Consider the following 23455-nt stretch of genomic DNA (forward strand, 5'->3'; position numbering starts at 1 on the left):
CGCGCCGCACCCTCGGGGAAGCACGGCAGGACGAAGGCCCGGCCCCCTGAGGGGACCGGGCCTTCCGCGTCGTACGACCTGGCGACTAGTCGAGGTAGTCGCGCAGCACCTGCGAACGGGACGGGTGGCGCAGCTTCGACATCGTCTTGGACTCGATCTGGCGGATCCGCTCACGCGTGACGCCGTAGACCTTGCCGATCTCGTCGAGGGTCTTCGGCTGCCCGTCGGTGAGACCGAAGCGCATGGAGACGACGCCCGCCTCGCGCTCGGACAGCGTGTCCAGGACGGAATGCAGCTGCTCCTGGAGAAGGGTGAAGCTGACCGCGTCGGCCGGTACGACCGCCTCGGAGTCCTCGATGAGGTCACCGAACTCGCTGTCGCCGTCCTCGCCCAGCGGGGTGTGCAGCGAGATGGGCTCGCGGCCGTACTTCTGGACCTCGATGACCTTCTCCGGGGTCATGTCGAGCTCCTTGGCCAGCTCCTCCGGGGTGGGCTCGCGGCCCAGGTCCTGGAGCATCTGGCGCTGGACGCGCGCGAGCTTGTTGATGACCTCGACCATGTGCACCGGGATACGGATGGTGCGGGCCTGGTCTGCCATGGCGCGGGTGATCGCCTGACGGATCCACCAGGTGGCATACGTGGAGAACTTGTAGCCCTTGGTGTAGTCGAACTTCTCCACCGCGCGGATCAGACCGAGGTTGCCCTCCTGGATGAGGTCCAGGAAGAGCATGCCGCGGCCGGTGTAGCGCTTGGCCAGGGAGACCACCAGGCGGAGGTTGGCCTCCAGGAGGTGGTTCTTGGCGCGGCGGCCGTCCTCGGCGATGATCTCCAGCTCGCGCTTGAGCTTGGGGGCGAGCTTGTCGGCGTTGGCCAGCTTGTCCTCGGCGAACAGACCGGCCTCGATGCGCTTGGCGAGCTCGACCTCCTGCTCGGCGTTGAGCAGCGGGACCTTGCCGATCTGCTTGAGGTAGTCCTTGACCGGGTCAGCGGTGGCGCCGGCGGCGGCGACCTGCTGGGCGGGCGCGTCGTCCTCGTCCTCGTCGGACAGCACGAAGCCCGCGTTCTCCGGCGTGCTCTCGGGCTCCTCACCGGCCTTGCCGGGGGCTGCCTCCTCGAGCACCTCCTCTTCGAGGAGCTCGGCGTCGTCCTTCTTGGCGCTGGTCTTCTTGGCCGCCGTCTTCTTGGCGACGGTCTTCTTCGCGACCGCCTTCTTGGCGGTCGTCTTCTTGGCCGCTGCCTTCTTGGCGGGCGCCTCGTCCTCGACGGAGGGCTCGGCGGCGGGCGCCGTCGGCGTTGCGGTGGCGGTGGCCTTCCTGGTGGTCACCGCCTTGGCCGCGACCGTCTTGGTGGCGGTGCGCTTGGCGGGACTCTTCGCTGCGACGCTCTTTCGGGTGCGCTTGGGCTCTGCGGCACTGACCATCAGCGTCACACCCTCTTCCTCGAGGATCTGGTTGAGGCTGCGCAGTACGTTCTTCCACTGAGTGGCCGGAATCTGGTCAGCTTCGAAGGCCCGACGCACGTCATCGCCGGCGATCTGCCCCTCAGCCTTTCCCCGCTCAATGAGCGCCATGACAGAGACGGACTCGGCGATCTCCGGCGGGAGCGTACGGGATGTGCTGGCCGACACGAACAACCTCTCGGAACGTTGGAAAACGGCTTCCGGCCCCGTCCACAGTGGACAGGGGCCGACCGCCGGCTTGGGGATGGGCCGACGGCGCGGGCGGGGGCCGGGAAGATGCACAGCGCCGTGAACGGCGTCCGTATTCCCTCCGCGGCTGTCACCTCTTAGGTCATCGCGTTCTTCCCGCGAGCGTTACGCCCAATCCGCGTGGCCCGAGTCACACCCCGTAAGCGAATAAAAGCGGTCAGATACGGATAGAGGCTGTCACTCCTGGACGTGACTTTACCGCTGCGGCGGATGGGCGGCCCCCTTCGCGCCGTCGGACCCCGCAGGATCACGAAGGATCCTGCGGGGTCCGACGGGAGGCGGTACATCGATCGGGCACTGCCACAGGAGGGGGGTGGCACACCCGACCGCGCCGCCCGCGGAACGCGGTCAGTGCTCGCGCGGGGCGGGCACTACCCGTTCCACCTCGGGGTGGACTGTGAGGAGTTGGCGCATCGCGGCCTCGGCCGCGGCTCCGTCACCGGCGGCGAGGGCGTCACAGATGCGGCCGTGGTGCGCCAGCGACGCCTCGTTCGGCCGGTCACAGCCCGTGACCGGACCGCCCGAGACCTGGAGGGCCGAGGACACGATTCCCGAGAGGTGCTCCAGCATGCGGTTGCCCGCGAGCTGGATGAGCAGCGAGTGGAACTCGGAGTCGGCGCGGGAGAACGTGAGCGCGTCCCCCTGGGCCATCGCGTGCCCCATGATCTCGACCATGTCCACCAGGCGCTGCTGGACGTCCTCGCGCCCGTGGCCGGCGGCGAGGCGGGCGGCGAGCGGCTCGATCGTCCACCGCAGCTCGCTCAGCTCGCGGCGCTGGTCGTCGCGCTGCGGTCCGAAGGCCCGCCACTCGATGATGTCCGGATCGAGGAGGTTCCAGTCGCTGACCGGGCGCACGCGCGTGCCGACGTTCGGGCGGGCGCTCACCAGGCCCTTGGCTTCCAGGACGCGGAGCGACTCACGGACGACGGTGCGGGAGACCTCGAAGCGCTGGCCGATCTCCTCGGGCACCAGCGGGCGGTCGGCACCCAGGTCGCCGGAGACGATCATTTGACCCAGCTGCTGAACGAGTTGGCCGTGCAGCCCGCGTCCGCGGCTGCCCGCGGCGCGTCGGCCCACACGGCCCAGCTCGGGGTCCGCGCCGTCCCAGGCAGAGACCCCGACGCGGTCGACGGCGGGCGCCTCGGCGTACGGGTAGCGGTCGAGTTCGCCCGGGCTCGCGAGGCCGGAGTCAGCGGAGCGGGCGGCGGTCATCATGGTGTGCGCAAGGGTACTCACGCATCCTTTGTCGGCGCCGTCTCCAACTCCCTTGAGGTCTTTGGTGAAAAGCACACGAAAGGGTGATCGCTCACCCCGTCGCAATTGACGCCTTATCGGAAAGAAATGGGCGTTCTGCGGGGAGTTGTGCGCATGGCTGGACGAGGGGTTACGGACAGTCGTCACCGGAATCTGCTCCGCAGGGTGGAGAGCAGGTACGCGCAGAGCAGCGCGGTCAGCGACAACGTCATTGCGCCGCCGACGGGTTGGGACAGCACTCCGAGCGCGGCTTCCAGGTAGCGCTCCCCTCCGAAGGGCCACCGCGGCACGAGGACCTCTCGCAGCCGCATGGGCAGTCCGGCCGCGGTTCGAACGGACGGTCCGTCCAAGACCTTGTGCACGAGGGGCACGACGAGGAGGGGTACGGCGGCCACCGCGGCGAGGCCCGCCGTAGTGGACCGGAAGACTCCGGCGGCCAGTACGCCCGCCCAGGCACAGCCGACGACGAGACCGATCCAACTCGCACTCAGCGGCAGCCAGTCGGCGGGAACCTGCGCGAGCTCCCGTCCGTAGACGAGATAGAGCACCTCGGTGTCGCAACCGACGGTGAGGACGGCCAGCACCAGCGCGGTGGCCGAGGCGACGAGCAGTTTGGCGGCCAGCAGCCCCAGCCGGCGGGGCACGGTGCCGCGGTCCGCCGCCAGGGCGGGGTGGCGGAACTCGTCGCCGAAGGCCAGCGCGCCGAGCAGTCCCGCACCGAGCGCCGCGGGCGGCAGGGGCAGCTCCCGCGGCCACGCGGCCAGCAGGCGCGGCTGCGGCGTGTGCCCGATTCGGGCGAGCACGACGGCGGTGACGGCGGACACGACGAGCACGACGGCCCCGGTGAGAAAGCCGGTGCCGATCCCGGCGGCACGGCGGATCTCATAGCGGAGAGGGCGGAGCGGACTGGGGGCGGGGCGGACGGAGATGGGAGGCGGCAGAGGGGGCAGTGCGTCGAGGGCGCGCACCAGGCGGGCTTCCACGGGGTGCGGCGCGGGGCGCGGGGAGGGGGCGGTCCTCTCCTCCTGGGGAGAGGCGGCGGCATTGCCCACGTGGCCGGCCGCGGGCACCTCTGGGCGCTCGCGGGGCTCGGCGACGGGCTGCGCATGACCGGAGGGGGGCAGCGCCTCGTCGGCGGCTGGTTCATGTGCGTCGGTGGTGGGCTGCAGTTCGAGGGTGGGCCTCAGCTCACGGGAAGGCTGCGCATGCCCGGGGGCGGGCAGCGGCTCGTCCGCGACTGGTCCCGATACGTCAGCGGCATGCTTCAGCTCACTGCTGGGGCGCAGCTCAGGGACGGTGGCCACGGGGCCCGCCGCGGTCGGCGTCGACGCGTGGAGGGAGGGCTCCGGCTCATCGGCCCTGGGGGCGACGGTTGGCAAGAGTGCGTGGGGGACCTGACCCGGCTGGGCAGGGATTCGCTCCGGCTCGGCACTGGCTCCCGCCGGATCAAGGCAGTCGTGATCCGGCTCGACGCCGTCGTGATCCGGCTCGACGCCGTCGTGGTCCGGCTTGTCGGCGGAGGTGCGCGCCGCGTCGGCCCGCTGCCGTTCGCCCGCGGGTAGCTCCGATTCGACCCGGCCCTTCTCACGCTCGCCGCACGGCTCCCCCGGCTGCACAGCTCCCGCGCCGGGGCCCATGTCACCGATCTCGTCGGCGAGTTGGTGGACGACGATGCCATGACGGAACGCGGTCTCCCCGACATCCGCGCAGGTACTGCCGTACACGGAGAGGCGGTTGTCGCCCTCCCGTACGACTTCGACGGAGCGCTGCGCGGTACGGGCCTGCTTGGCCAGAAGAGCCGCCAGCCGGGCCGCGTGCGGGCTGCGTACGGCCACACGGGGACGCAGACGGGTGCGCGAGAACTCCGCGGCCTCCTGGTCGGCCACGAGTCTGCCCTGCTCCAGCGTGACGACGCGGTCGGCGGTGCGCGCGGCTTCCTTGGGGTCGGCCGTGGTGAACAGGACCGTGCCGCCGTGGCCGGCGTGCGCGCGAAGCATGCCGTGCAGCCAGTTGCCCTCGCGGACGGAGAGCCCGTCGGCCGGATCGTCGAGGACGAGGGTGTGCGGGTCGGCCAGCAGGACGCAGGCCAGGCCGAGGCGGCGGTCCATGCCGCGTGAGAGGGCACCGAGGCGTTCGTCGCGCAAGGCCACGAGTCCGACCGCCTCGAGCACTTCGTCAGCGCGCCGGACCGGAACCCCCGCGGCGGCGCACAGCATGCGCAGATGGCCACGGACCGTGCGGGCCGGGTGCCCCGGCACGTCGCCCAGCAGCACGCCGACCTCGCGTGAGGGATGGGCGATGCGATGCAGGGGGCGGCCTCGGAAGTAGGTGATGCCACGGCCGTGTTGGAGCTCGAGCATGAGCCTGAGGACTGTCGTCTTGCCGGCGCCCGGTGCCCCGAGCAGCGCGGTGACGCGGCCCGCTCGCGCCTCGAAGGAGACGTCGTCGGCCGCGGGCGGAAGCTCTTTGCGAGGGTTGCTGGTCAGTCCGAAGGCCTGGATCACTCACAGCAAGATAGCGCGCTATGTCCGTTTTTTCGGGCAGCGCGAGGCCGTCTCGTGTAGGGCAATCGCCCTTGTCCGAGCTGTGGGCGGGTCGCGTTCCAGGCCCGGCGTCACACCTCGGGGCGCAGCATCGGAGGGTTGAGCAGTGTCGCGCCACCTGCCCGGAAGAGCTGTGCCGGGCGGCCGCCCTGGCGGGTGGTCGTCCCACCGGTGGGTACCAGGAAGCCCGGGGTGCCCGTGACCTTGCGGTGGAAGTTGCGCGGGTCGAGCGCCACGCCCCACACCGCCTCGTAGACACGACGCAGTTCTCCGACCGTGAACTCGGGCGGGCAGAAGGCTGTGGCCAGCGACGAGTACTCGATCTTGGAGCGGGCTCGTTCCACTCCGTCCGCCAGAATCTGCGCGTGGTCGAAGGCGAGCGGGGCGACCGGCTCGGCGTCCCGCCCGTAGCCGCCCTGCTGCAGCAGTTCCTCGACCGGAGCCCAGCGCGCGTTGCTGGCGTCGCCGCCCGCCCTGGGCGCGGGCAGGTCGGGAGCCAGGGCGAGGTGGGCGACACTGACGACCCGCATCCTGGGGTCCCGCTTGGGGTCGCCGTAGGTGGCCAGCTGCTCCAGGTGCGCGCCGTTGTCCTGGGCGGGGACGGCCGGGTCGTGGACGCGTAGCCCCGTCTCCTCGGCCAGCTCGCGCTCCGCGGCCTGTGCCAGGTCCTCGTCGGCCCGTACGAAACCGCCGGGGAGCGCCCAACGCCCCTGGAACGGTGGTTCGCCCCTCCGTACCGCCAGCGCGCACAGGGCATGGCGACGCACGGTCAGTACGACCAGGTCCACGGTGACGGCGAAGGGCGGAAACGCTGACGGGTCGTAGGGCATGCGGCGATCATAGTCGTCTGCCTGACGATAAACACTCCCTTCGCGGCTCGCTTCGCCTACTGATCCACTTCGGTCGGGTATGGGCCGCACTGTCGATGCCCGGTGATCCGGCGGCGGTCTGTCGTGGCAGGTCAGGCCCCCAGCTGCAGTCCGTCGGCCGCCTCCTCGACCATGGCGAGGCCGAGCCGGCTGACCCGCACGGAGAACGGGGCGCCCACCACGCGCAGCCCCGTGAAACCGACCTCGCCCAGGGGTGCGCTGCGCACCGGGCGCAGGGTTACGGTCCCGGCCGGGGCGTCGGGGCGGATGCCGGCGAGCGTGGTGAGCAACAGGACTCCGGCCGCCGCAGGGGTGGCCGCAGGGCGGCAGGCCGCCGGGTGCGGGAGCGGAGCGCTTCCCTCCGTGCGCTGTTCCCCCGCATACATCTCGGGCAGGCGATGGGCGAAGGTCTCGGATGCCTCGAGTACGCCGCGCAGCAGCGAACTCGCCTCCTTCTCGTAGCCCGCGGCGGCCAGACCGGCGACGGCGAGTGCCGTCTCCTGGATCCGTACGGCCCCGGCGCGGTGGCCGAACGGATTGAATCCCGGTTCCTTCGCGCCCAGTCCACGCAGGCCCCAGCCCGAGTCCATGACGGGGCTGCCGAGCAGCCGGGCCAGCTTCTCGGTCTGGACCTTGTCGAGCAGACCGGGCGCCACCGCGCCCCCGCCCAGCAGGCCGGTATCGAGGAGGTGGACGGCGGCCGCACCCAGGTGAGGCACGGGCCTGCCGTCCGGGGCACGGGCTGCCGCGGGCCGGCCGCCGCCGCGGTCGTCGAGCCAGAAGTCCTCCCGGAACGCGGGCCGTAAAGCCTGCGTCCACTCCCGGAGTGCCGCTCCGCCGGTGCGGCCGCAGGCGTCGAGCAGATCGGCACCCAGCAGTGCGGCACGGTGGGCGTGGGCCTGTGTCTCGCAGCGGATGGGGCCGCCAGGGTGTGGGTCGCGCAGGTACGCGTCGTCGCCCACGGTGGTCCGCAGCCAGGTCAGGCAGCGCTCGGCGGCGGGCAGCAGTTCCTCCGTCTCCTGTTCGCCGAGCCCCCAGCGTCGGGCTTCGGCTAGCAGCACGGGGAAGAGCAGCGTTGCCTCCGTACCGGTGCACTGCGGCGGAAGGTACGGCCCGGCGTCCCGTCTCGGGCCGGGGATCATTCCGGACTGCGGTCCCGGGCCGGTGAGTTGGGTCCGGGCGAGGATCCGCAGCGTCCCCGCTGCCAGGCCGGTGCCGAGCGGCAGGGCCATCCGGGCGGCGACGAGCGCGTCGGCGGGTGCCAGACCGCAGCGCCAGGGTGCCCCGGCCGCGAGATGGGTGTCGGCGGGGTTCGCGGAGTCCCGCAGCAAGAGGGCTTGGAGGTCCTCGATGCTCGTCCGTAAGAGGGCGGAGACTCTGGGATCGTCGCCTTCCGCACACGCCGGAGCCAGGGGGCTGGTCGCGGCGTGGCCGACGGCTCGGAGGGGCCTCGCACCGTCCGGCCGCACCCTCAGTTCCACACTTCTGCTTCCGCCCGGCGGCAGGTCGAGTTCCCACCGCAGCAGCCCGGCCGAGGCCAGGGCGTCCGAGGGCGGCGGCTGGGCCGTCACGGTCGCGTTGCCGGTGGGGCAGGACCAGCGCAGTCCGGAGCCGTGAACGCTGGCGGGGAGTTCGGGTCCCGCGGTGCCCGAGGCGATCGAACCGAGATCGGCCAGGTCCGTGCCCAGGACCACCTCGAGCGGCAGACGCACAGGGCGGGGGGCAGCGCTGTGCAGGGTGATCCGCTCCGTGCCGTCGGCGAAGCGGTTGCGTTCCACGACCACGTCCGGGTCCGGACCGGCCTGCGGGGACGTGCGGAGCGTGCCCACGAACCTGGCGCGGTCGGCCGAGGCCATGCGGGCCTGCACAGCGAGCGGTTCCCGTCCGCCCACGCGGACCTCGCACCGGGAGAGGACGCGCCGGCCGCCGCGGTAGAACCCCTCCAGTCCCCGGCCGGTCATCTGTCCTTCCTCCGTCGAGATGGCCAGGCCGGGAAGGGCGACGCAGATCATCGCGGTGTGGGCGGGCGGCAGGTCTGCGGACCAGCGCAGTCCGGGAATCGTGGCACCGCGGGGCGGGGGCGTGCGCCCCGGGGACACCGGCGCTCGGTCTTGGGCCGAGGACGGTGCGGGTGAGCCGTGCCCCGACGTGGATCCGGGGCGACGGCTCTGGCCCGCCCATCGAGGCGACGAACGGCCCGGGCCCGGCGGTGAGGGGGAGCGAGAGTCCGGGCCAGTGTGCGGCGAGACGTGTGAGGCGCCTCCAGGGAACCTGGGCCCGTAACCGTCGACACGGGCCACTGGTCGCGGAAGGGCATCGTGGTCCCCCGACCGCGGAGCTCCGCCCCCGGACAGACCGAGGCCCGGTGCGAAGGCCGGTGGGGGCCCGTCTGTGGTGCGGCGGTCGCCGGCAGCGGAGGAGGGCGGAGTCGGCTGATGCATGGGAAGGCTTCCTCTGCGCTCTGTGCGCCCCGATCGGGTTCGGCGCCGGTGCCGGAGGGCTCCGACGGGGCAGGGGCGGTGCGGCGTCACACCCCGTTCGGGCGTTCCGCCACTCGGGTGAACGCCGTGGACGTCTTCCGAGTCACGCCCGTGCCCCGTCCCTTGTGCGCCGAGGCCACCCGGTGGCAGGGCGCCCTGGTTCACTCCTCCCCCTCCATACCGTGACTGGGCTGCACGCCTTCCTGCCCCGCGTCCTGGCACGGCATGGCTGCCTTCCGTGAGGCGCGCGTACGAGGGCCGCCCGTGCGCGCACTACCGGATCGCGCGGGACCCGTCGCCGCACGCTCGGGGCGCAGGCCCGCTTCCGCGGCACCGGCAGGGCGTGTGGTGCCTGCCGGCTTGCTCCGGAGAGAAGTCGGCGTGCTCGTGCCGGCGCCGGCACGAGTACGGCCGGAGGCCGTGTCGGCGGCACCGACGGACCTGGAACGGCGGCGACGGCGTGAAGGCGCCGCTGTGGGCGTGGGTTCGAGGTCGGGCTGTGGCACCACTGTCTCTCGCCCGACGGCCTCGGCGACGTGCGCACGGATCATGGCGTGGTCGACCACCGCTCGTCCACGGCCATCGCGCTCCGCTCGCAGACAGGTACGGATCGACTCCGGGTCGAGGCCTTCGTTGCAAGCCTGGTGCAGCAGACGGGCGAAGAGGTAGTCGGGATCCGCGCCCAAGGCCATGGCGAGGGCTTCCCTGGCCTCCAGTTCGTCACCGGTGGACCATGCGACCCAGCCCGCGAGAGTGAGCGGCGCAGCGGCATGCTCTCCGTAGGGGCCGACGCAGCGGCGGGCCAGCGTCCGCCAGAGTCGAAGGGCGCGTGCGGCCTCGTCGCCCTCCATCCACTCGGCCGCACGGTCGCGGGTCGCGCGGTCCTGGAGACCGAGGATCAACCGGGCGGCCTCGTCGTACCCCAGAAGTTCGTCGTCGCGGAGGTCCGCCAGGAGCATGCCGGAAACGGGCCGCGCCTCGGTGAAGCGGTCCAGGACCCTCCCGGCCAGTTCCAGCGTCTCGTCGGCCACGGAGGCGCGGCCCACCTCGTCCAGGAGCCTCGGGACCAGTGCCATGCTGGCGGTGTCGAGGGCAGCCTCCTGTTCGAGGGCGGCGGCGTTCTCCCAAGGCAGGAGCCGGGCCCGTAGCTCCCGAAGCGTGCCGCGCACCTGGATCCCCGCGTAGGTGGCCGCGGCGGCCAGCACGGAGGTGCCGGGCAGGCCCATTCGGGCTCCCTCGGGCGGGCAGCATGCCGCGTTGTCACAGCAGTACGACCAGTAGCGCCCCTCCGAGATGCACAGCGCCTCGACGACCACCACGTCCAGGGAACCGCACTCGACGCGCAGCCTCTGGGCCAGAGGCCTCAGCCGCTCCATGACCTGCTGCCCGGACTCGCCCTTCCCGGGCTCCTGGCAGAGGAAGGCGACCATCGACTCGGGCCTGCCCCTTCGTCGCGCGCTGCCCGTCACCAGGCCGTGGGCCAGTTGTCCGGCTGCGGACGGCCAGTCGTCCGCGTTGGCGGGGATACCGAGCCGGGCCCGCCCTCCGAACCGTCCGCGTCCGTCCCTGTCGTGCAGGGCGACCAGGACGATGCTGTCCTCGGGGCGGTATCCGAGCAGATACGGCAGGGCGTCGGCGAGTTCGGCCGGGGTGCGCAGGGTGACCTGGTGCTCGCCGCTGTGACTGTCGTGCACAGGGCTGGGGGCGTGCGGTCCTGCGGTGTCGCCCGCGTCCGGCTCCCGCTCCCGCTTCCCACCGTCCTGGTGCCCGCCGGGTGCATCGGGCCCGATGATGTCGCCGTTCTCAGGGGATCCAGTCGCTTCGCTGTGGTTCGTCATGCGGAGACGATCTCGCGGAATCCTCAACTCCGGTTTGCCCTGTGGATAACTTCAATCAGGGACACGTCACCAGGAGCCTCCCGGCTCTCGTGTTCTCCCGGTGCACCGCTCCCGTTGTCACTGCCGTCCTGTTTCATGGAACGCATGGAGCACACGAACAACGCGGATCTGCGGGCGGCGGCCGACACGGTCCTCGCCCGTCTCGTCGGGGACGTCTCGGGAGCGGCCCGGCTGCGCGAGGACCAGTGGCGGGCGATCGAGGCACTGGTCGCCGACAGACGACGTGCCCTGGTCGTCCAGCGCACGGGCTGGGGCAAGTCCGCGGTCTACTTCGTGGCGACCTCGCTGCTGCGAGCGCAGGGCAGCGGTCCGACGGTGATCGTTTCGCCACTGCTCGCTCTCATGCGGAACCAGGTCGAGGCGGCGGCCCGGGCCGGCATCCACGCCCGGACCATCAACTCCTCGAACACCGAGGAGTGGGAGGCCGTTCAGGACGAGATCGCCGCGGGTGAGGTGGACGTTCTGCTGGTCAGTCCGGAGCGGCTCAACAACCCGGACTTCCGGGACCAGGTGCTGCCCCGGCTCGCGGCCGCCACCGGGCTCCTGGTGGTGGACGAGGCCCACTGCATCTCCGACTGGGGCCACGACTTCCGGCCGGACTACCGCCGGCTGCGCACCATGCTCGCCGACCTCCCGCCCGGTGTGCCGGTGCTCGCGACCACGGCCACCGCCAACGCGCGTGTGACGGCCGACGTCGCGGAACAGCTCGGCACCGGCGGCAGCTCGGACGCCCTCGTGCTGCGAGGCCCGCTGGACCGCGACAGCCTGAGTCTGAGCGTGCTGCGGCTGTCGGACGCCGCGCATCGGATGGCCTGGCTCGCCGAGCACCTCGACGAACTGCCGGGCTCCGGGATCATCTACACGCTCACCGTGGCCGCCGCCGAGGAGGTCACCGCCTTCCTCCGGCAGCGTGGGCACACGGTCTCCTCGTACACGGGCAAGACGGAGAACGCCGATCGCCAGCAGGCCGAGGAGGACCTGCTCGCCAACAAGGTGAAGGCGCTGGTCGCCACCTCCGCCCTCGGCATGGGCTTCGACAAGCCCGATCTGGGCTTCGTGGTGCACCTCGGCTCGCCCTCCTCCCCCATCGCCTATTACCAGCAGGTGGGCCGCGCGGGACGCGGTGTGGAGCACGCCGAGGTGCTCCTGCTCCCGGGGAAGGAGGACGAGGCGATCTGGAAGTACTTCGCGTCGCTCGCCTTCCCCTCGGAAGACCTGGTGCGCCGCACGCTCGATCTCCTCGCGCACGCGGAGAAGCCCTTGTCGCTGCCCGCCCTGGAGCCCCTGGTGGAACTGCGCCGGTCCCGTCTGGAGACCATGCTCAAAGTCCTCGACGTGGACGGCGCCGTCAAGCGGGTCAAGGGCGGCTGGATCTCGACCGGGCAGCCGTGGGCGTACGACGCCGAGCGGTACGCGTGGGTGGCGCGTCAGCGGGAGACCGAGCAGCAGGCCATGCGCGCGTACGCGTCGACGACGGACTGCCGCATGGAGTTCCTGCAGCGCCAGCTTGACGACGAGGCCGCCCAGCCGTGCGGTCGCTGCGACAACTGCACGGGCCCGCGCTTCGTCGCCGACACGTCCGAGGAGGCACTCGACGCGGCGCGCGTGGACCTGGGCCGGGCGGGGGTCGAGGTGGAGCCCCGACGCATGTGGCCGACAGGGCTGCCTGCGATCGGAGTGGACCTCAAGGGACGTATCCCGGCCGGCGAACAGGCCGCATCGGGACGCGCCTTGGGGCGTCTCTCGGACATCGGCTGGGGCAACCGGCTGCGCCCCCTGCTCGCACCCCAGGCCCCCGACGGGCCCGTACCGGACGACGTGGCGAAGGCGGTGGTGAGCGTGCTGACCGACTGGGCCAAGGGTCCCGGCGGCTGGGCTTCTGGCACGTCGGACACCCAGCCGCGCCCGATCGGCGTCGTCACTGTGGCGTCCCGCACCCGCCCCGCGCTGATCCACTCGCTGGGAGCGCGCATCGCGGAAGTCGGCCGGCTGCCACTGCTGGGTGCCATCGAGTACACCGGCGACGCGCACCCGGGTTCCCGGAGCAACAGCGCCCAGCGGCTGAAGGCACTCGACGGCGCTCTGACCGTGCCACCCGCCCTCGTTTCCGCCCTGGCCGAGGCCCAGGGCCCGGTCCTCCTCGTGGATGACTACACGGAGACGGGGTGGACCCTCGCGGTCGCCGCCCGCATGCTCCGACGCTCCGGTGCGCAGGGGGTGTTGCCGCTCGTGCTGGCCTTGCAGGGCTGACGACCGGCGCTCCGGGGCCAGGTGTCCGCCCCGGAGTACAGGGCATCCGCCACCTGACCATGTGTGACCACGTGCGCGCACCTCTGGACGCCGCAGGTCCCCGTGGCGTACGAACGTGTCGTGCTCGAACGCCCCAAGGGTGGCCCGGCGACGCACTGGGTAGGGATATTAGCCGCGCATCATCTGATAACGGTCGGCGGCCTCAATTGCTCGTTGCCGCATCCAAGTTCGACAGGAAGAATTGAGGTCCGCTCCCGCACGGCGCGCCCGCCGATCCGGTAGGGCTTCGCTGCGGTGCGCGCTCCCAGGAATCCGACCTCGCCCGCAGTGTGGGCGCGTAGCCGAAGGGAGGACCGTGACCTTCGGATTCGCTCCGGCCTCGGCAGCGGCGTCGACGTCCGCCGCTTCCGCCAACCGCTTGCTCGAACCCGCGGAATGGGCCGCCGCCGGGATCCCACTGTTGCGCGACCCCCGTGAGGTCGTCAGCGGACTGCATGCCCGGCACCACCCGCAGCCCGCGACCGCTGTCGTCGCCGTGCTCGACCCGGACGAGCGGCTGCGGGCGAGCGCCTCGTTCGTACGCCGCCAGGCCCCGGCCGACGGCTGGATGTTCCGCAACGTGCTGCTCGCGCAGCTGCGCCGGATCATCCCGCACGATCTGCGGCGCCGCACTCCGGTGCGGACCGCGGTGCTGCTCTACTGCCGTGAGGGCGACGCGCGTTGGACGGAGGAGGACGGCGCGTGGATGTGGGGCCTGCGTGACGCCTGCACCCTGCACGGGCTGCGCTGCGGGGCGTACATCACGCTGACGCGTGACGGCTGGCAGGTCCTCGGCGAAGGCCGCGGCGGACGCCGCCCCCACTCGGCCTCGGCACCGGAGCCGTTCGCCAGGACCGAGGCGGCGCCACCGCTGCCGCGCACCGGTGGCGCCGCCTCGGAGGTCCTGCGCCGCGCGGCGGCGGCACGCTGAAGCCCTCTGGCCGGACCGTTGCACGCGGGTGCTGTGCCGTCCCTCAACGCACGGCAGACAAGCCCTGGTGCCGACCCGCGACCCGCGCAGGGTCGCAGGACGCGCTCCCCAACCGGGCAAGGCCCGTACGCAGCCACGGCGTCCAGTCCTCCGGGCATGCCGAACCGCCCACCCTGCGGAGCCGCCGTAGCGGCGCCTGAAGTCCTCCCCAGCGCCCGATCGGACGCTGAGGAAGCGACTCAGACGCCCGCGCCCAGCACCGAGTTGATCTGCTGCGGGTCACCGCAGACGATCAGCAGGGTGTTCGCGCGGGTGTGGGCCAGGGACAGCGCGCTCGCGGCTGCGGCCTCGGAACCGCCGTTGACGGCGACCACGACCACCGGACGCGACGCGGCGCGGGCCGCGATGGTGGCGTCCGTGTAGAAGACGTCGTCACGGGCGTCGTGCTGGGCCCAGTAGGAGGTTTCACCGAAGGACAGCTCGTGGGTGGCCCACGGGTGCTGTTCGCCGGTGGTGATCACCAGGACGTCGTTGGGGGCACGCCCCGCGTCCAGGAGCAGGTCCACAGCCTCCTCGGCGGCGTCGAGCGCGCCCTGTGCGGAAGCCGGGATCAGCTGGATCTGCGGGGCGGCCGGGGCGACGGCACCGGCGGCGGGCCCGGACGGACCGGGCTTGGCGGCTGCGTCACGCGGCGTACGCTGCACCGGCGGCGCGGGCCGGAGAGGGCCTGGGCGACCGGGACGCGACGGAGCCGCGGGACGGGGACCGGGTACGGGACGGGGGGTCGGCGCGGTGCGGCCACTGGCCGGAGTGGCGCGGGGACCCTGGGCACTCTCGTGAATCTGAGGCTCCTCGGGAATGAGAGGCATGAGTTGATATTTATCAAACGTTGGTACGGCCCGCATCGGCGGGTGGCGCATGTGTGCGAACGAAACCGTCAGAAGTCGAAGCCGAGCTGACCCTCGATTTCCGGAGCACTTCCGTCCGCCCAGCTGCGGACCTTCTTGAGGTGCCGCCACTGGGGCAGCGCATCAAGATACGCCCATGACAACCGGTGGTAGGGGGTGGGGCCCCGCTCCGCCAGTGCGGCCTTGTGCACGGGGGATGGATACCCGGCGTTGTCCGCAAAACCGAAGTCTGCATGGTCGATACCCAGTTCGGCCATCATTTTGTCGCGCTGAACCTTGGCGATCACTGATGCCGCGGCTACCGCCACGCAGGACTGGTCGCCCTTGATCACCGTACGGACCCGCCACGGCGCACCGAGATAGTCGTGCTTGCCATCGAGGATGACCGCGTCCGGACGGACCGGCAAGGCATCCAACGCACGCCCCGCAGCGAGCCGCAGCGCGGCCGTCATCCCCCGTGCGTCAATCTCCTCCGGGGAGGCATGACCCAGGGCGTACGACGTCACCCACGTCCGTAGTGCCTCGGCGAGTTCGGTGCGCCGCTTGATGGTGAGCAGCTTCGAGTCCGTGAGGCCCTCGGGCGGCCGGCGCAGTCCGGTGATCGCCGCGCAGACGGTGACAGGGCCGGCCCACGCACCGCGCCCCACCTCGTCGACACCTGCAACGATCTTCGCTCCGGTCGTGGCGCGAAGGGAGCGCTCGACGGTGTGAGTAGGTGGTTCGTACGGCATGGCGCCCCTAGGTTACGCCGCCCGGAAGCGCCCGCGACACCCTGGCCCACCCCGGCGGCATCACGCCCCTCGCGAACTCCTGCCAGGAGCCGCTCGGTCGCGGCAGCGGAACCATCAACTGGTCGATCATCTCGTCGATTTCATGATCCTCTCATTCGCAGCCGCACATCTTGGAGCGGTACATCATCATCGCCGGGATGGCGTCGCAGGCATAGCCGTTCACAGCGCCAGAACGCACCTCTCCTCGCTGGATTCCGCGTTCGATGACCTCCCACAGCATCTGGATGGTGGGCTCCACGACCCCCTCCAAGATCACGGCGTGAATCCGCCCGACCTGCACCGTGTCGCATTCGTGAATCACTGAGCGAAGCGCGCCACCGGGACGGGAGAGAGGTCCTCGCGCACGCCGCCCTCGTCGGGTGCCGCATCGGCGACAAGGTCCTTTTTGGACGTGGACGGCCGGCGACGGTAGACCGCGGCTTCGGCGGCTTGCCGACGGGCCAGGCACCTGCCTGGCGGCGGCTGTCGAGCCGGTTCGCGATCGGTTCGCTCCGCGGACGGCGTGCGAGAGCGCCCCACCAGTGGGTCAGAACCGCGAGCAGGACGCCCATGCTCACCCCCATCGCTCCGCTCCGCTGCCTGCGCGCCCTGATGGCTCGCACAGCGGATGTCACGACAACGAGCGGGCGATTACGGAGAGTTCCCGTGATGTACGGAGAGTTCCCGAAGAGCGGCAAGAGCCCTTGCCGCTAGGCCGACGCGGGCACCCAGTCCGGGAGGGGTTCCGTCCGCTCCACCCACTCGGCGGGCGGCGTTCCGGCCTTGCCCGCGGCGATCACGCCGCCGACGATGGCGCAGGTGGTATCGACGTCCCCGCCGACCTGCGCGGTCGTCCAGAACGCCCGCTCGTAGTCTGCGAGGCTTCTCGCCGCCGACCAGAGGGCGAAGGGCACGGTGTCGTGGGCGGTCGTGCGCCGGCCGCACCCCAGTACCGCCGCCACCGTGGCCGGGTCGCCGTAGTCGAGCATGTCCCGGGCCCGGCGCAGCCCCGCGCCCACCGCGCTCTTCGGCACCAGGTCGATGACCCCGTCGAGGAGGACCTCGGCGCCGGGCGGCCCGCCGGGGTCGGCAGCGAACGCGGCGGCCGCGGCGACGGCCATCGCACCGACGACCGCCTCGCGGTGCTGGTGGGTCGTGTAGGCCGAGATCTCCGCCTGGTGGGTCGCCTGCTCCGGGTCGCCCGCGTACCAGGCGCCCAGCGGGGCGATCCGCATCGCCGCGCCGTTCCCCCAGGACCCCTGTCCCTTGAAGAGCCCGGCGGCGAGTTCGCGCCAGTCCCCGCCCTCCCGGACGAGTCGCAGCAGTCGATTGACCGCGGGGCCGTAGCCACGGTCGAAATCGTGGTGCTCGGCGAAGGAACGGGCCAGGGCGTCCTGGTCGATTCGATGGCGGGCGGCCAGGACGGCGACGACGGAACCGGCCATCTCCGTGTCGTCGGTCCACTGCCAGGGCCCGGACGGCACCTCGCGGCGCTTGAGCAGCGGGTAGTTCACGGGCACGAAGTACTGGGAACCCAGGGCGTCCCCGACGGACAGTCCGCGCAGGCTGGCCAGGGCGCGGTCCAGGCGCCCGTCGGGGGAGGAGTCAGCGGTCATCGCCCTGCCACTCTATCCGGTGATCCCGTAGGGTTCGGGATCTCGCCAGCGGTCGAACGGCCGGTCGAGCGTGTACTTGCCGTCGTCACCCAGAACGAGCATCCGCACCTCACCGTTCCCCGGGTTCGACAGCGACTCGAACTCCGCGACCGTCCAGTGGAACCACCGCATACAGAACAGCCGCATGGCCAGACCGTGGGTCACGATGAGGACGTTCGGCGGATGGTCGGGGTCCTCGAAACTGCGGAACAGGCTCTCCAGGAATCCGCCGACCCGGTCGTAGACATCGGCGCCGGACTCGCCCTGGGCGAAACGGTAGAAGAAGTGGCCGTACGCGTCCCGGTAGGCCTTCTGGAGTCGGACCTCGTCCCGGTCCTGCCAGTTGCCCCAGTCCTGCTCGCGCAGCCGGGGCTCCTCGCGTACGCGTATGAGCTCGGGGTCGAGGCGGAAGGAGCGCAACGTCTCGTGGGTACGGCGGTACGGGGAGACGTAGACACTGACGTGCTCGCCGCCGAACCGTTCACGCAGCCGCTCACCCGTCGCCTCCGCCTGCCGCCGGCCCTTCTCGGTCAGCGACAGGGCGTGGTCGGGTACACGCTCGTACACGGAGTCATCAACATTGCCCGTTGACTCGCCGTGCCGGACAAGGACGATGCGCCGTGGTCGTGCCATGCCAAGACCCTAGATCGGGTGAGCGCTTGCGCAGCACTCATAACCCACCCATACAGCGTAGGTCACACAGATCCTGCACCACAGGTCTCACAGGTCACGCCCATCACCGACCGGAACCAATCCGTCCAGACCGTTCTGAATCGGATCGTTTCCCGAGTCAGACGGTCCAGCTCGGCTCCATGCCCACGATGTCTCCGGTGAGCGCCGCCACGTCCGCCTCCGTCTGGGCCCTCAGGGCGAGTCGCTCCACACGTTCGGTGCGGTACTTGCCGTGCTCGGCGTCCGAGCGCCACATCGACAGCACCAGGAACTCGTGCCCGGGCGCCTCGCCGAACAGCCCTCGCACCATGCCGGGAGAGCCGGCCATCGCCGGGTTCCAGACCTTCTCCTGCATCAGCACGAAATGCTCGGCCCGCTCCTCGTGGACGCGGCAGAGCGCCACCCGCAGCAGGTCCGCGTCCGTGAAGCGCGGTTCGAAGCCGGTCTTCACGTCGAAGCGGTAGTCGAAGAGCCTGACCTGGGCGTCCTTGAAGGTGCCCGACTGGGTCGACGCCAGCCGGTCGTGGGACCGTGCCATGAACGAGTCGTAGAAGGCGCGGCTCTCCCAGAACGCGAATATGTGTGCCACGTCCGGCCGCCCCCGGCTCCAGCCACCCCCCTGCCCGCGAAACCCCGGCTCCCCCAGAAGCCCCGCCCACTTCCGCTGCCCCCGCTCGAAACCGCGGCGGTCCACCACGGTGCAGCGAATCCACTTGACCAGCACCGCGCCATGGTAGGCCACGGAGCGTGGCGCCGGTCACTCTTGGCCGGACCGCTCCGCCACGCGCGCACCCGCATGCGTGGCAGGATGGACAAACAGTGGTAAGCGCCCGGCAGTTGGGGCGAACAGGCGGGTCGGTACGGGGAAGGGGACTCTGGTGGACGGGCTCAACAAGGGACTGAGCAAGATCGAGATCGCGATGAGGTGGGATCCCAGTCCGGCGGGGCAGCCGTCCACCGATCTGGACCTCGTCGCGGCGACGTACCTGGCGGACGACCCGCACGGCGATCCCGCCTATGTGGTGCACTTCGACAGCCGCTCCCCCGACGGCACCATCTACCTCAACCGGGACAGCAAGGACGGCCAGGGCTTCGGCTACGACGAGGTCATGATGCTGGAACTCAACCGCCTCGACGACCGGTACGCGCGCGTGGTGGTCGGTGTCGTCATCCAGCAGCGCCCGGCGGAGCGCACCTTCGTCAGCGTGGTCAACCCCGGCCTGCGCATCCGCGAGGGGTACACGGTCCTCGCGGAGGACGACTTCGGCGGTGTCCTGGGGGCGACGGCCGCGACGGTCGCTGAGTTCGTCCGGGACGGCTCCGGCGCTTGGGCCTTCCACTCCGGTCTGCGCGGTTTCGAGGGCGACCCCGTGTCCTTCACCAGGACGATGGGTACGGCGCGCGGGGCATGAGCACCATGCCGTGACATCCGCAGCCTGTGACGACAAGAGGGGCACCGCCCAAAGGCGGTGCCCCTCCGTCATCGGCTCAGGCGCTCGGCGTCAGCTGCAGCCGCTGGTCGAGCCGCAGCCCTCGCAGATGTAGCACGAACCGGCGCGCTGCATCTTCGTACCGCAGGAGAAGCACAGCGGGGCGTCGGCCTGGATGCCCAGCTGCATCTCCACCAGTTCGGCACTGGTGTGGGCCTGCTGCGGGGCGGGCTGGGCCGCCGCTTCGTTCTTCGGCGGGGTGACGGCCTTCAGCTCCTGGGCGCGCGGCGCCGACTGGGCCAGACCCTCGACGTCGACCTCGTCGTCGTTCGGCTCGTACGAACCCGTCTCGAGGTGACGCTGGCGCTCGTCGGCGGAGTGGATGCCGAGCGCGGAGCGCGTCTCGAAGGGCAGGAAGTCCAGCGCCAGGCGGCGGAAGATGTAGTCGACGATCGACTGCGCCATCCGCACGTCCGGGTCGTCCGTCATGCCGGCCGGCTCGAAGCGCATGTTCGTGAACTTCGAGACGTACGTCTCCAGGGGGACGCCGTACTGGAGACCGACGGAGACCGCGATGGAGAAGGCGTCCATCATGCCCGCGAGGGTCGAGCCCTGCTTGGACATCTTCAGGAAGACCTCGCCGAGACCGTCGTCCGGGTAGGAGTTGGCGGTCATGTAGCCCTCGGCACCGCCGACGGTGAAGGACGTGGTGATGCCGGGACGTCCCTTCGGGAGGCGCTTGCGGACCGGGCGGTACTCGACGACCTTCTCGACCTTGGCCTCGACGGCTGCGGGCTCCTCGACCTTCTCCGCCTCCTTCTTCTTGGCGGAGAGCGGCTGGCCGACCTTGCAGTTGTCGCGGTAGATCGCGAGCGCCTTGACGCCCAGCTTCCAGGCCTCGAAGTAGATCTCCTCGACCTCCTCGACGGTCGCCGACTCCGGCATGTTGACCGTCTTGGAGATGGCGCCGGAGATCCAGGGCTGGATCGCGGCCATCATGCGGACGTGGCCCATCGCGGAGATGGACCGGTCGCCCATGGCGCAGTCGAACACCTCGTAGTGCTCGGGCTTCAGGCTCGGGGCGTCGATCACGTTGCCGTGGTCGGCGATGTGGGCGACGATCGCCTCGATCTGCTCTTCCAGGTAGCCCAGGCGGCGCAGCGCCTGCGGCACGGTGCCGTTGACGATCTGCATCGAGCCGCCGCCGACCAGCTTCTTGAACTTGACCAGCGCGAGGTCGGGCTCGACACCGGTGGTGTCGCAGGACATCGCGAGGCCGATGGTGCCGGTCGGGGCGAGCACGGACGCCTGGGAGTTACGGAAACCGTTCTTCTCACCGAGGCGCACCACGTCCTGCCAGGCCTCGCTGGCGGCGGTCCACACCGGGGTGTCCAGGTCGTCCATGCGGACGGCCTTGTCGTTGGCGTCCGAGTGCTGCTTCATGACGCGCTTGTGGGCGTCGGCGTTGCGGGCGTAGCCGTCGTACGGGCCGACGACCGCGGCGAGTTCGGCGGAGCGCCGGTAGGCCGTGCCGGTCATCAGCGAGGTGATGGATCCGGCGAGGGAACGGCCGCCGTCGGAGTCGTAGGCGTGACCGGTGGCCATCAGCAGGGCGCCGAGGTTGGCGTAACCGATGCCGAGCTGGCGGAACGCGCGCGTGTTGTCGCCGATCTTCTGGGTCGGGAAGTCGGCGAAGCAGATCGAGATGTCCATCGCGGTGATGACCAGCTCGACGACCTTCTGGAAGCGCTCGGCAGCGAAGGACTGGTTGCCCTTGCCGTCGTCCACGAGGAACTTCATCAGGTTCAGCGAGGCCAGGTTGCAGGACGTGTTGTCCAGGTGCATGTACTCGCTGCACGGGTTCGACGCGGTGATCCGGCCGGACTCGGGGCAGGTGTGCCAGTTGTTGATGGTGCCGTCGTACTGGATGCCGGGGTCGGCACAGGCCCACGCGGCCTCGGCGATCTTGCGGAACAGCGCCTTGGCGTCGACCTCCTCGATGACCTCGCCGGTCATCCGGCCGCGCAGCCCGAACTGGCTGCCCTGCTCGACCGCGGTCATGAACTCGTCGTTCACACGGACCGAGTTGTTGGCGTTCTGGTACTGGACGGACGCGATGTCGTCGCCGCCCAGGTCCATGTCGAAGCCCGCGTCCCGCAGGATGCGGATCTTCTCCTCTTCCTTGACCTTGGTCTCGATGAAGTCCTCGATGTCCGGGTGGTCCACGTCGAGGACGACCATCTTGGCGGCACGGCGGGTGGCGCCACCGGACTTGATCGTTCCTGCGGAGGCGTCGGCGCCGCGCATGAAGGAGACCGGGCCGGAGGCGTTGCCGCCGGAGGACAGCAGTTCCTTGGAGGAACGGATCCGGGAGAGGTTCAGGCCGGCACCGGAGCCGCCCTTGAAGATCATGCCCTCTTCCTTGTACCAGTCGAGGATCGACTCCATGGAGTCGTCGACGGCCAGGATGAAGCAGGCGGAGACCTGCTGGGGCTGCTTGGTGCCGACGTTGAACCAGACAGGGCTGTTGAAGCTGAAGATCTGGTGCAGGAGGGCGTACGCCAGCTCGTGCTCGAAGATCTCGGCGTCGGCGGGAGAGGCGAAGTACTTGTGGTCCTCTCCGGCCTTCCGGTACGTCTTCACGATGCGGTCGATCAGCTGCTTGAGGCCGGTCTCGCGCTGCGGAGTGCCGACGGCACCGCGGAAGTACTTGCTGGTGACGATGTTGACCGCGTTCACCGACCAGAAGTCGGGGAACTCGACGCCGCGCTGCTCGAAGTTGACCGAGCCGTCGCGCCAGTTGGTCATGACGACGTCACGGCTCTCCCACGCCACCTCGTCATAGGGGTGGACCCCAGGGGTGGTGTGGATGCGCTCGATACGCAGGCCCTTGCTCGCCTTGGTGCCCTTGGCGCGGGAACTCCGTGCCGGACCGCTCGCCGTCTCTGTCATGCCGCCTCCCTGTACGGGCGAAAACGCCCTGAAGTGCCCCGTTGTTCCCGTGGCACGGTGTTCTGTCTGGTGTTGCGGGCACCCACTCACATCGCCCGCAACAGGTCTTCACATCGCCGCCGCCCGGCCGGGCCCGGAGCTGCCGTCCGGGTCCGGCCCGCCGGTCAGTCGGCGGCGCCTGCGGGCTCGGGGACCTGTGTCGTCCCTCCGGACCCGCGGTCGTCTTCCTGGCTCCCCGCACCCGTATCCGCGCGGTCGCCGTCGTCCGCATCGGGGGATCCCGTCTCTTCCCTCAGTTCCGCGATGGCCGCCTCGAAGTCCTCGAGCGAGTCGAACGCCCGGTAGACGGAGGCGAATCGCAGATAGGCGACGAGATCGAGCTCCTGCAACGGGCCGAGAATGGCCAGCCCCACGTCGTGGGTGGTCAGCTCGGCGCTTCCGGTGGCCCGCACCGCCTCCTCGACCCGCTGGCCGAGCTGGGCGAGCGCGTCCTCGGTGACGGGCCGTCCCTGGCACGCCTTGCGCACACCATTGATGACCTTGGTGCGACTGAAGGGTTCGGTGACTCCGGACCGCTTCACCACCATGAGCGAGCACGTCTCCACGGTCGTGAAACGACGGGAGCAGTCCGGGCACTGGCGGCGCCTGCGGATCGACGTGCCGTCGTCGGTCGTACGACTGTCGACGACACGGCTGTCGGGGTGCCTGCAGAAGGGGCAGTGCATGAACTCCCAACCCTCCTCACAGCAGACTCAATGGCCTCGACGGGCATCTTGCGCCCCACGAAGCAGTCCCAAGCATAGGCGATGACCAAGGACCCTGAGACCCGGGGGACCACAACTTGTGGGCTGCTGCCGCAATCCAACCACTAGATGTGGGGATTGGCTCATACATCAACGCCGCCCACGCGTGTCGCACGCGTAGCCGCAGGTCGGGGGCGGCGGACCGAATCACCCCCGCCTTCACCGCACATCGCCGCCCCGCTTTTCGCGCCCGATCGCAACCGCCACTCGCGCGCACTGGCATCCGTTGACGCACGGGCCGTATCGCTACGGCACATGCGGAGATACGGTGGGCGCCGCGAGGAGGGGGCGTG

General features: G+C 70.7%; 16 protein-coding genes and 1 pseudogene. 3 read left to right on the forward strand and 14 right to left on the reverse strand.

The features are described 5' to 3' along the window. Nucleotides 1-85 precede the first annotated feature (85 nt). The 6 genes from ACZ6I3_RS34060 to ACZ6I3_RS34085 form a co-directional block, all read right to left on the reverse strand. Nucleotides 86-1627 (reverse strand): RNA polymerase sigma factor, encoded by a 1542-nt coding sequence (locus ACZ6I3_RS34060; RefSeq protein ID WP_469419970.1) that lies wholly within the window; start codon nucleotides 1625-1627, stop codon nucleotides 86-88. Nucleotides 1628-2056: 429 nt separating this feature from the next. Next, the gene (locus ACZ6I3_RS34065; RefSeq protein ID WP_469419972.1) at nucleotides 2057-2944 is read right to left on the reverse strand and encodes a FadR/GntR family transcriptional regulator; all 888 of its coding nucleotides are present in this window, start codon (nucleotides 2942-2944) and stop codon (nucleotides 2057-2059) included. A 161-nt stretch (nucleotides 2945-3105) separates the two neighbouring features. Then, on the reverse strand, nucleotides 3106-5466 hold the full coding sequence (locus ACZ6I3_RS34070; protein WP_469419974.1) for an ABC transporter ATP-binding protein: 2361 nt from the start codon (nucleotides 5464-5466) through the stop codon (nucleotides 3106-3108). Nucleotides 5467-5576: 110 nt separating this feature from the next. Next, nucleotides 5577-6335: an NUDIX hydrolase gene (locus ACZ6I3_RS34075; RefSeq protein WP_469419976.1), complete on the reverse strand. Its 759-nt coding sequence runs from the start codon at nucleotides 6333-6335 to the stop codon at nucleotides 5577-5579. Nucleotides 6336-6466: 131 nt separating this feature from the next. After that, complete coding sequence (locus ACZ6I3_RS34080; protein ID WP_469420082.1) at nucleotides 6467-8386, reverse strand: glycogen debranching N-terminal domain-containing protein; 1920 nt, start codon at nucleotides 8384-8386, stop codon at nucleotides 6467-6469. Between the two features lie 629 nt (nucleotides 8387-9015). Further along, the gene (locus ACZ6I3_RS34085) at nucleotides 9016-10692 is read right to left on the reverse strand and encodes a DUF4192 domain-containing protein (RefSeq protein ID WP_469419978.1); all 1677 of its coding nucleotides are present in this window, start codon (nucleotides 10690-10692) and stop codon (nucleotides 9016-9018) included. 144 nt (nucleotides 10693-10836) lie between these two features. Between ACZ6I3_RS34085 and ACZ6I3_RS34090 the strand changes: the two genes are divergently transcribed. Then, entirely contained in the window at nucleotides 10837-13002 is a 2166-nt protein-coding gene (locus tag ACZ6I3_RS34090; RefSeq protein ID WP_469419980.1) for a RecQ family ATP-dependent DNA helicase, read from the forward strand. Nucleotides 13003-13357: 355 nt separating this feature from the next. Then, nucleotides 13358-13972, forward strand: coding sequence for a hypothetical protein (locus ACZ6I3_RS34095; protein WP_469419982.1), 615 nt, complete (start codon nucleotides 13358-13360; stop codon nucleotides 13970-13972). A gap of 239 nt (nucleotides 13973-14211) precedes the next feature. Here the strand turns inward: ACZ6I3_RS34095 and ACZ6I3_RS34100 are convergent, their stop codons facing one another. The 6 genes and pseudogenes from ACZ6I3_RS34100 to ACZ6I3_RS34125 all read right to left on the reverse strand — a co-directional run bounded on the left by ACZ6I3_RS34100 (nucleotide 14212) and on the right by ACZ6I3_RS34125 (nucleotide 18701). After that, nucleotides 14212-14841, reverse strand: coding sequence for a hypothetical protein (locus ACZ6I3_RS34100; RefSeq protein ID WP_469419983.1), 630 nt, complete (start codon nucleotides 14839-14841; stop codon nucleotides 14212-14214). Between the two features lie 68 nt (nucleotides 14842-14909). Then, a complete protein-coding gene (locus tag ACZ6I3_RS34105; RefSeq protein ID WP_469419985.1) occupies nucleotides 14910-15611 on the reverse strand; it encodes a ribonuclease HII in 702 nt (233 codons plus the stop codon). An 85-nt stretch (nucleotides 15612-15696) separates the two neighbouring features. Continuing rightward, nucleotides 15697-16112, reverse strand: a pseudogene (locus ACZ6I3_RS34110) (TetR-like C-terminal domain-containing protein); the annotation flags it as partial. A gap of 248 nt (nucleotides 16113-16360) precedes the next feature. Further along, nucleotides 16361-17266: an ADP-ribosylglycohydrolase family protein gene (locus tag ACZ6I3_RS34115; RefSeq protein ID WP_469419987.1), complete on the reverse strand. Its 906-nt coding sequence runs from the start codon at nucleotides 17264-17266 to the stop codon at nucleotides 16361-16363. Nucleotides 17267-17278: 12 nt separating this feature from the next. Further along, complete coding sequence (locus tag ACZ6I3_RS34120) at nucleotides 17279-17938, reverse strand: histidine phosphatase family protein (RefSeq protein WP_469419989.1); 660 nt, start codon at nucleotides 17936-17938, stop codon at nucleotides 17279-17281. A gap of 157 nt (nucleotides 17939-18095) precedes the next feature. Next, entirely contained in the window at nucleotides 18096-18701 is a 606-nt protein-coding gene (locus ACZ6I3_RS34125; RefSeq protein WP_382832442.1) for a YdbC family protein, read from the reverse strand. 154 nt (nucleotides 18702-18855) lie between these two features. On the opposite strand from ACZ6I3_RS34125, the gene ACZ6I3_RS34130 reads away from it, so the two are divergent. Further along, on the forward strand, nucleotides 18856-19389 hold the full coding sequence (locus ACZ6I3_RS34130) for a TerD family protein (RefSeq protein ID WP_469419991.1): 534 nt from the start codon (nucleotides 18856-18858) through the stop codon (nucleotides 19387-19389). A 90-nt stretch (nucleotides 19390-19479) separates the two neighbouring features. On the opposite strand, the gene ACZ6I3_RS34135 is transcribed toward ACZ6I3_RS34130, so the two are convergent. Together ACZ6I3_RS34135 and nrdR are read right to left on the reverse strand one after the other, a co-directional pair. Continuing rightward, nucleotides 19480-22359 carry a vitamin B12-dependent ribonucleotide reductase gene (locus ACZ6I3_RS34135; RefSeq protein WP_469419993.1) on the reverse strand — a complete coding sequence of 960 codons (2880 nt, stop codon included), beginning with the start codon at nucleotides 22357-22359 and terminating at the stop codon, nucleotides 19480-19482. Between the two features lie 164 nt (nucleotides 22360-22523). Continuing rightward, a complete protein-coding gene (nrdR, locus tag ACZ6I3_RS34140; RefSeq protein WP_469419995.1) occupies nucleotides 22524-23084 on the reverse strand; it encodes a transcriptional regulator NrdR in 561 nt (186 codons plus the stop codon). Nucleotides 23085-23455 lie beyond the last annotated feature (371 nt).

The organism is Streptomyces sp. NPDC041940, assembly GCF_055589465.1.

Coding starts and splice junctions, on each gene's coding strand:
- ACZ6I3_RS34085 (WP_469419978.1), bottom strand. CDS start 10,692: ATGACGAACCACAGCGAAGCGACTGGATCCCCTGAGAACGGCGACATC.
- ACZ6I3_RS34090 (WP_469419980.1), top strand. CDS start 10,837: ATGGAGCACACGAACAACGCGGATCTGCGGGCGGCGGCCGACACGGTC.
- ACZ6I3_RS34135 (WP_469419993.1), bottom strand. CDS start 22,359: ATGACAGAGACGGCGAGCGGTCCGGCACGGAGTTCCCGCGCCAAGGGC.
- nrdR (WP_469419995.1), bottom strand. CDS start 23,084: ATGCACTGCCCCTTCTGCAGGCACCCCGACAGCCGTGTCGTCGACAGT.
- ACZ6I3_RS34115 (WP_469419987.1), bottom strand. CDS start 17,266: ATGACCGCTGACTCCTCCCCCGACGGGCGCCTGGACCGCGCCCTGGCC.
- ACZ6I3_RS34120 (WP_469419989.1), bottom strand. CDS start 17,938: ATGGCACGACCACGGCGCATCGTCCTTGTCCGGCACGGCGAGTCAACG.
- ACZ6I3_RS34080 (WP_469420082.1), bottom strand. CDS start 8,386: ATGATCTGCGTCGCCCTTCCCGGCCTGGCCATCTCGACGGAGGAAGGA.
- ACZ6I3_RS34105 (WP_469419985.1), bottom strand. CDS start 15,611: ATGCCGTACGAACCACCTACTCACACCGTCGAGCGCTCCCTTCGCGCC.
- ACZ6I3_RS34075 (WP_469419976.1), bottom strand. CDS start 6,335: ATGCCCTACGACCCGTCAGCGTTTCCGCCCTTCGCCGTCACCGTGGAC.
- ACZ6I3_RS34100 (WP_469419983.1), bottom strand. CDS start 14,841: ATGCCTCTCATTCCCGAGGAGCCTCAGATTCACGAGAGTGCCCAGGGT.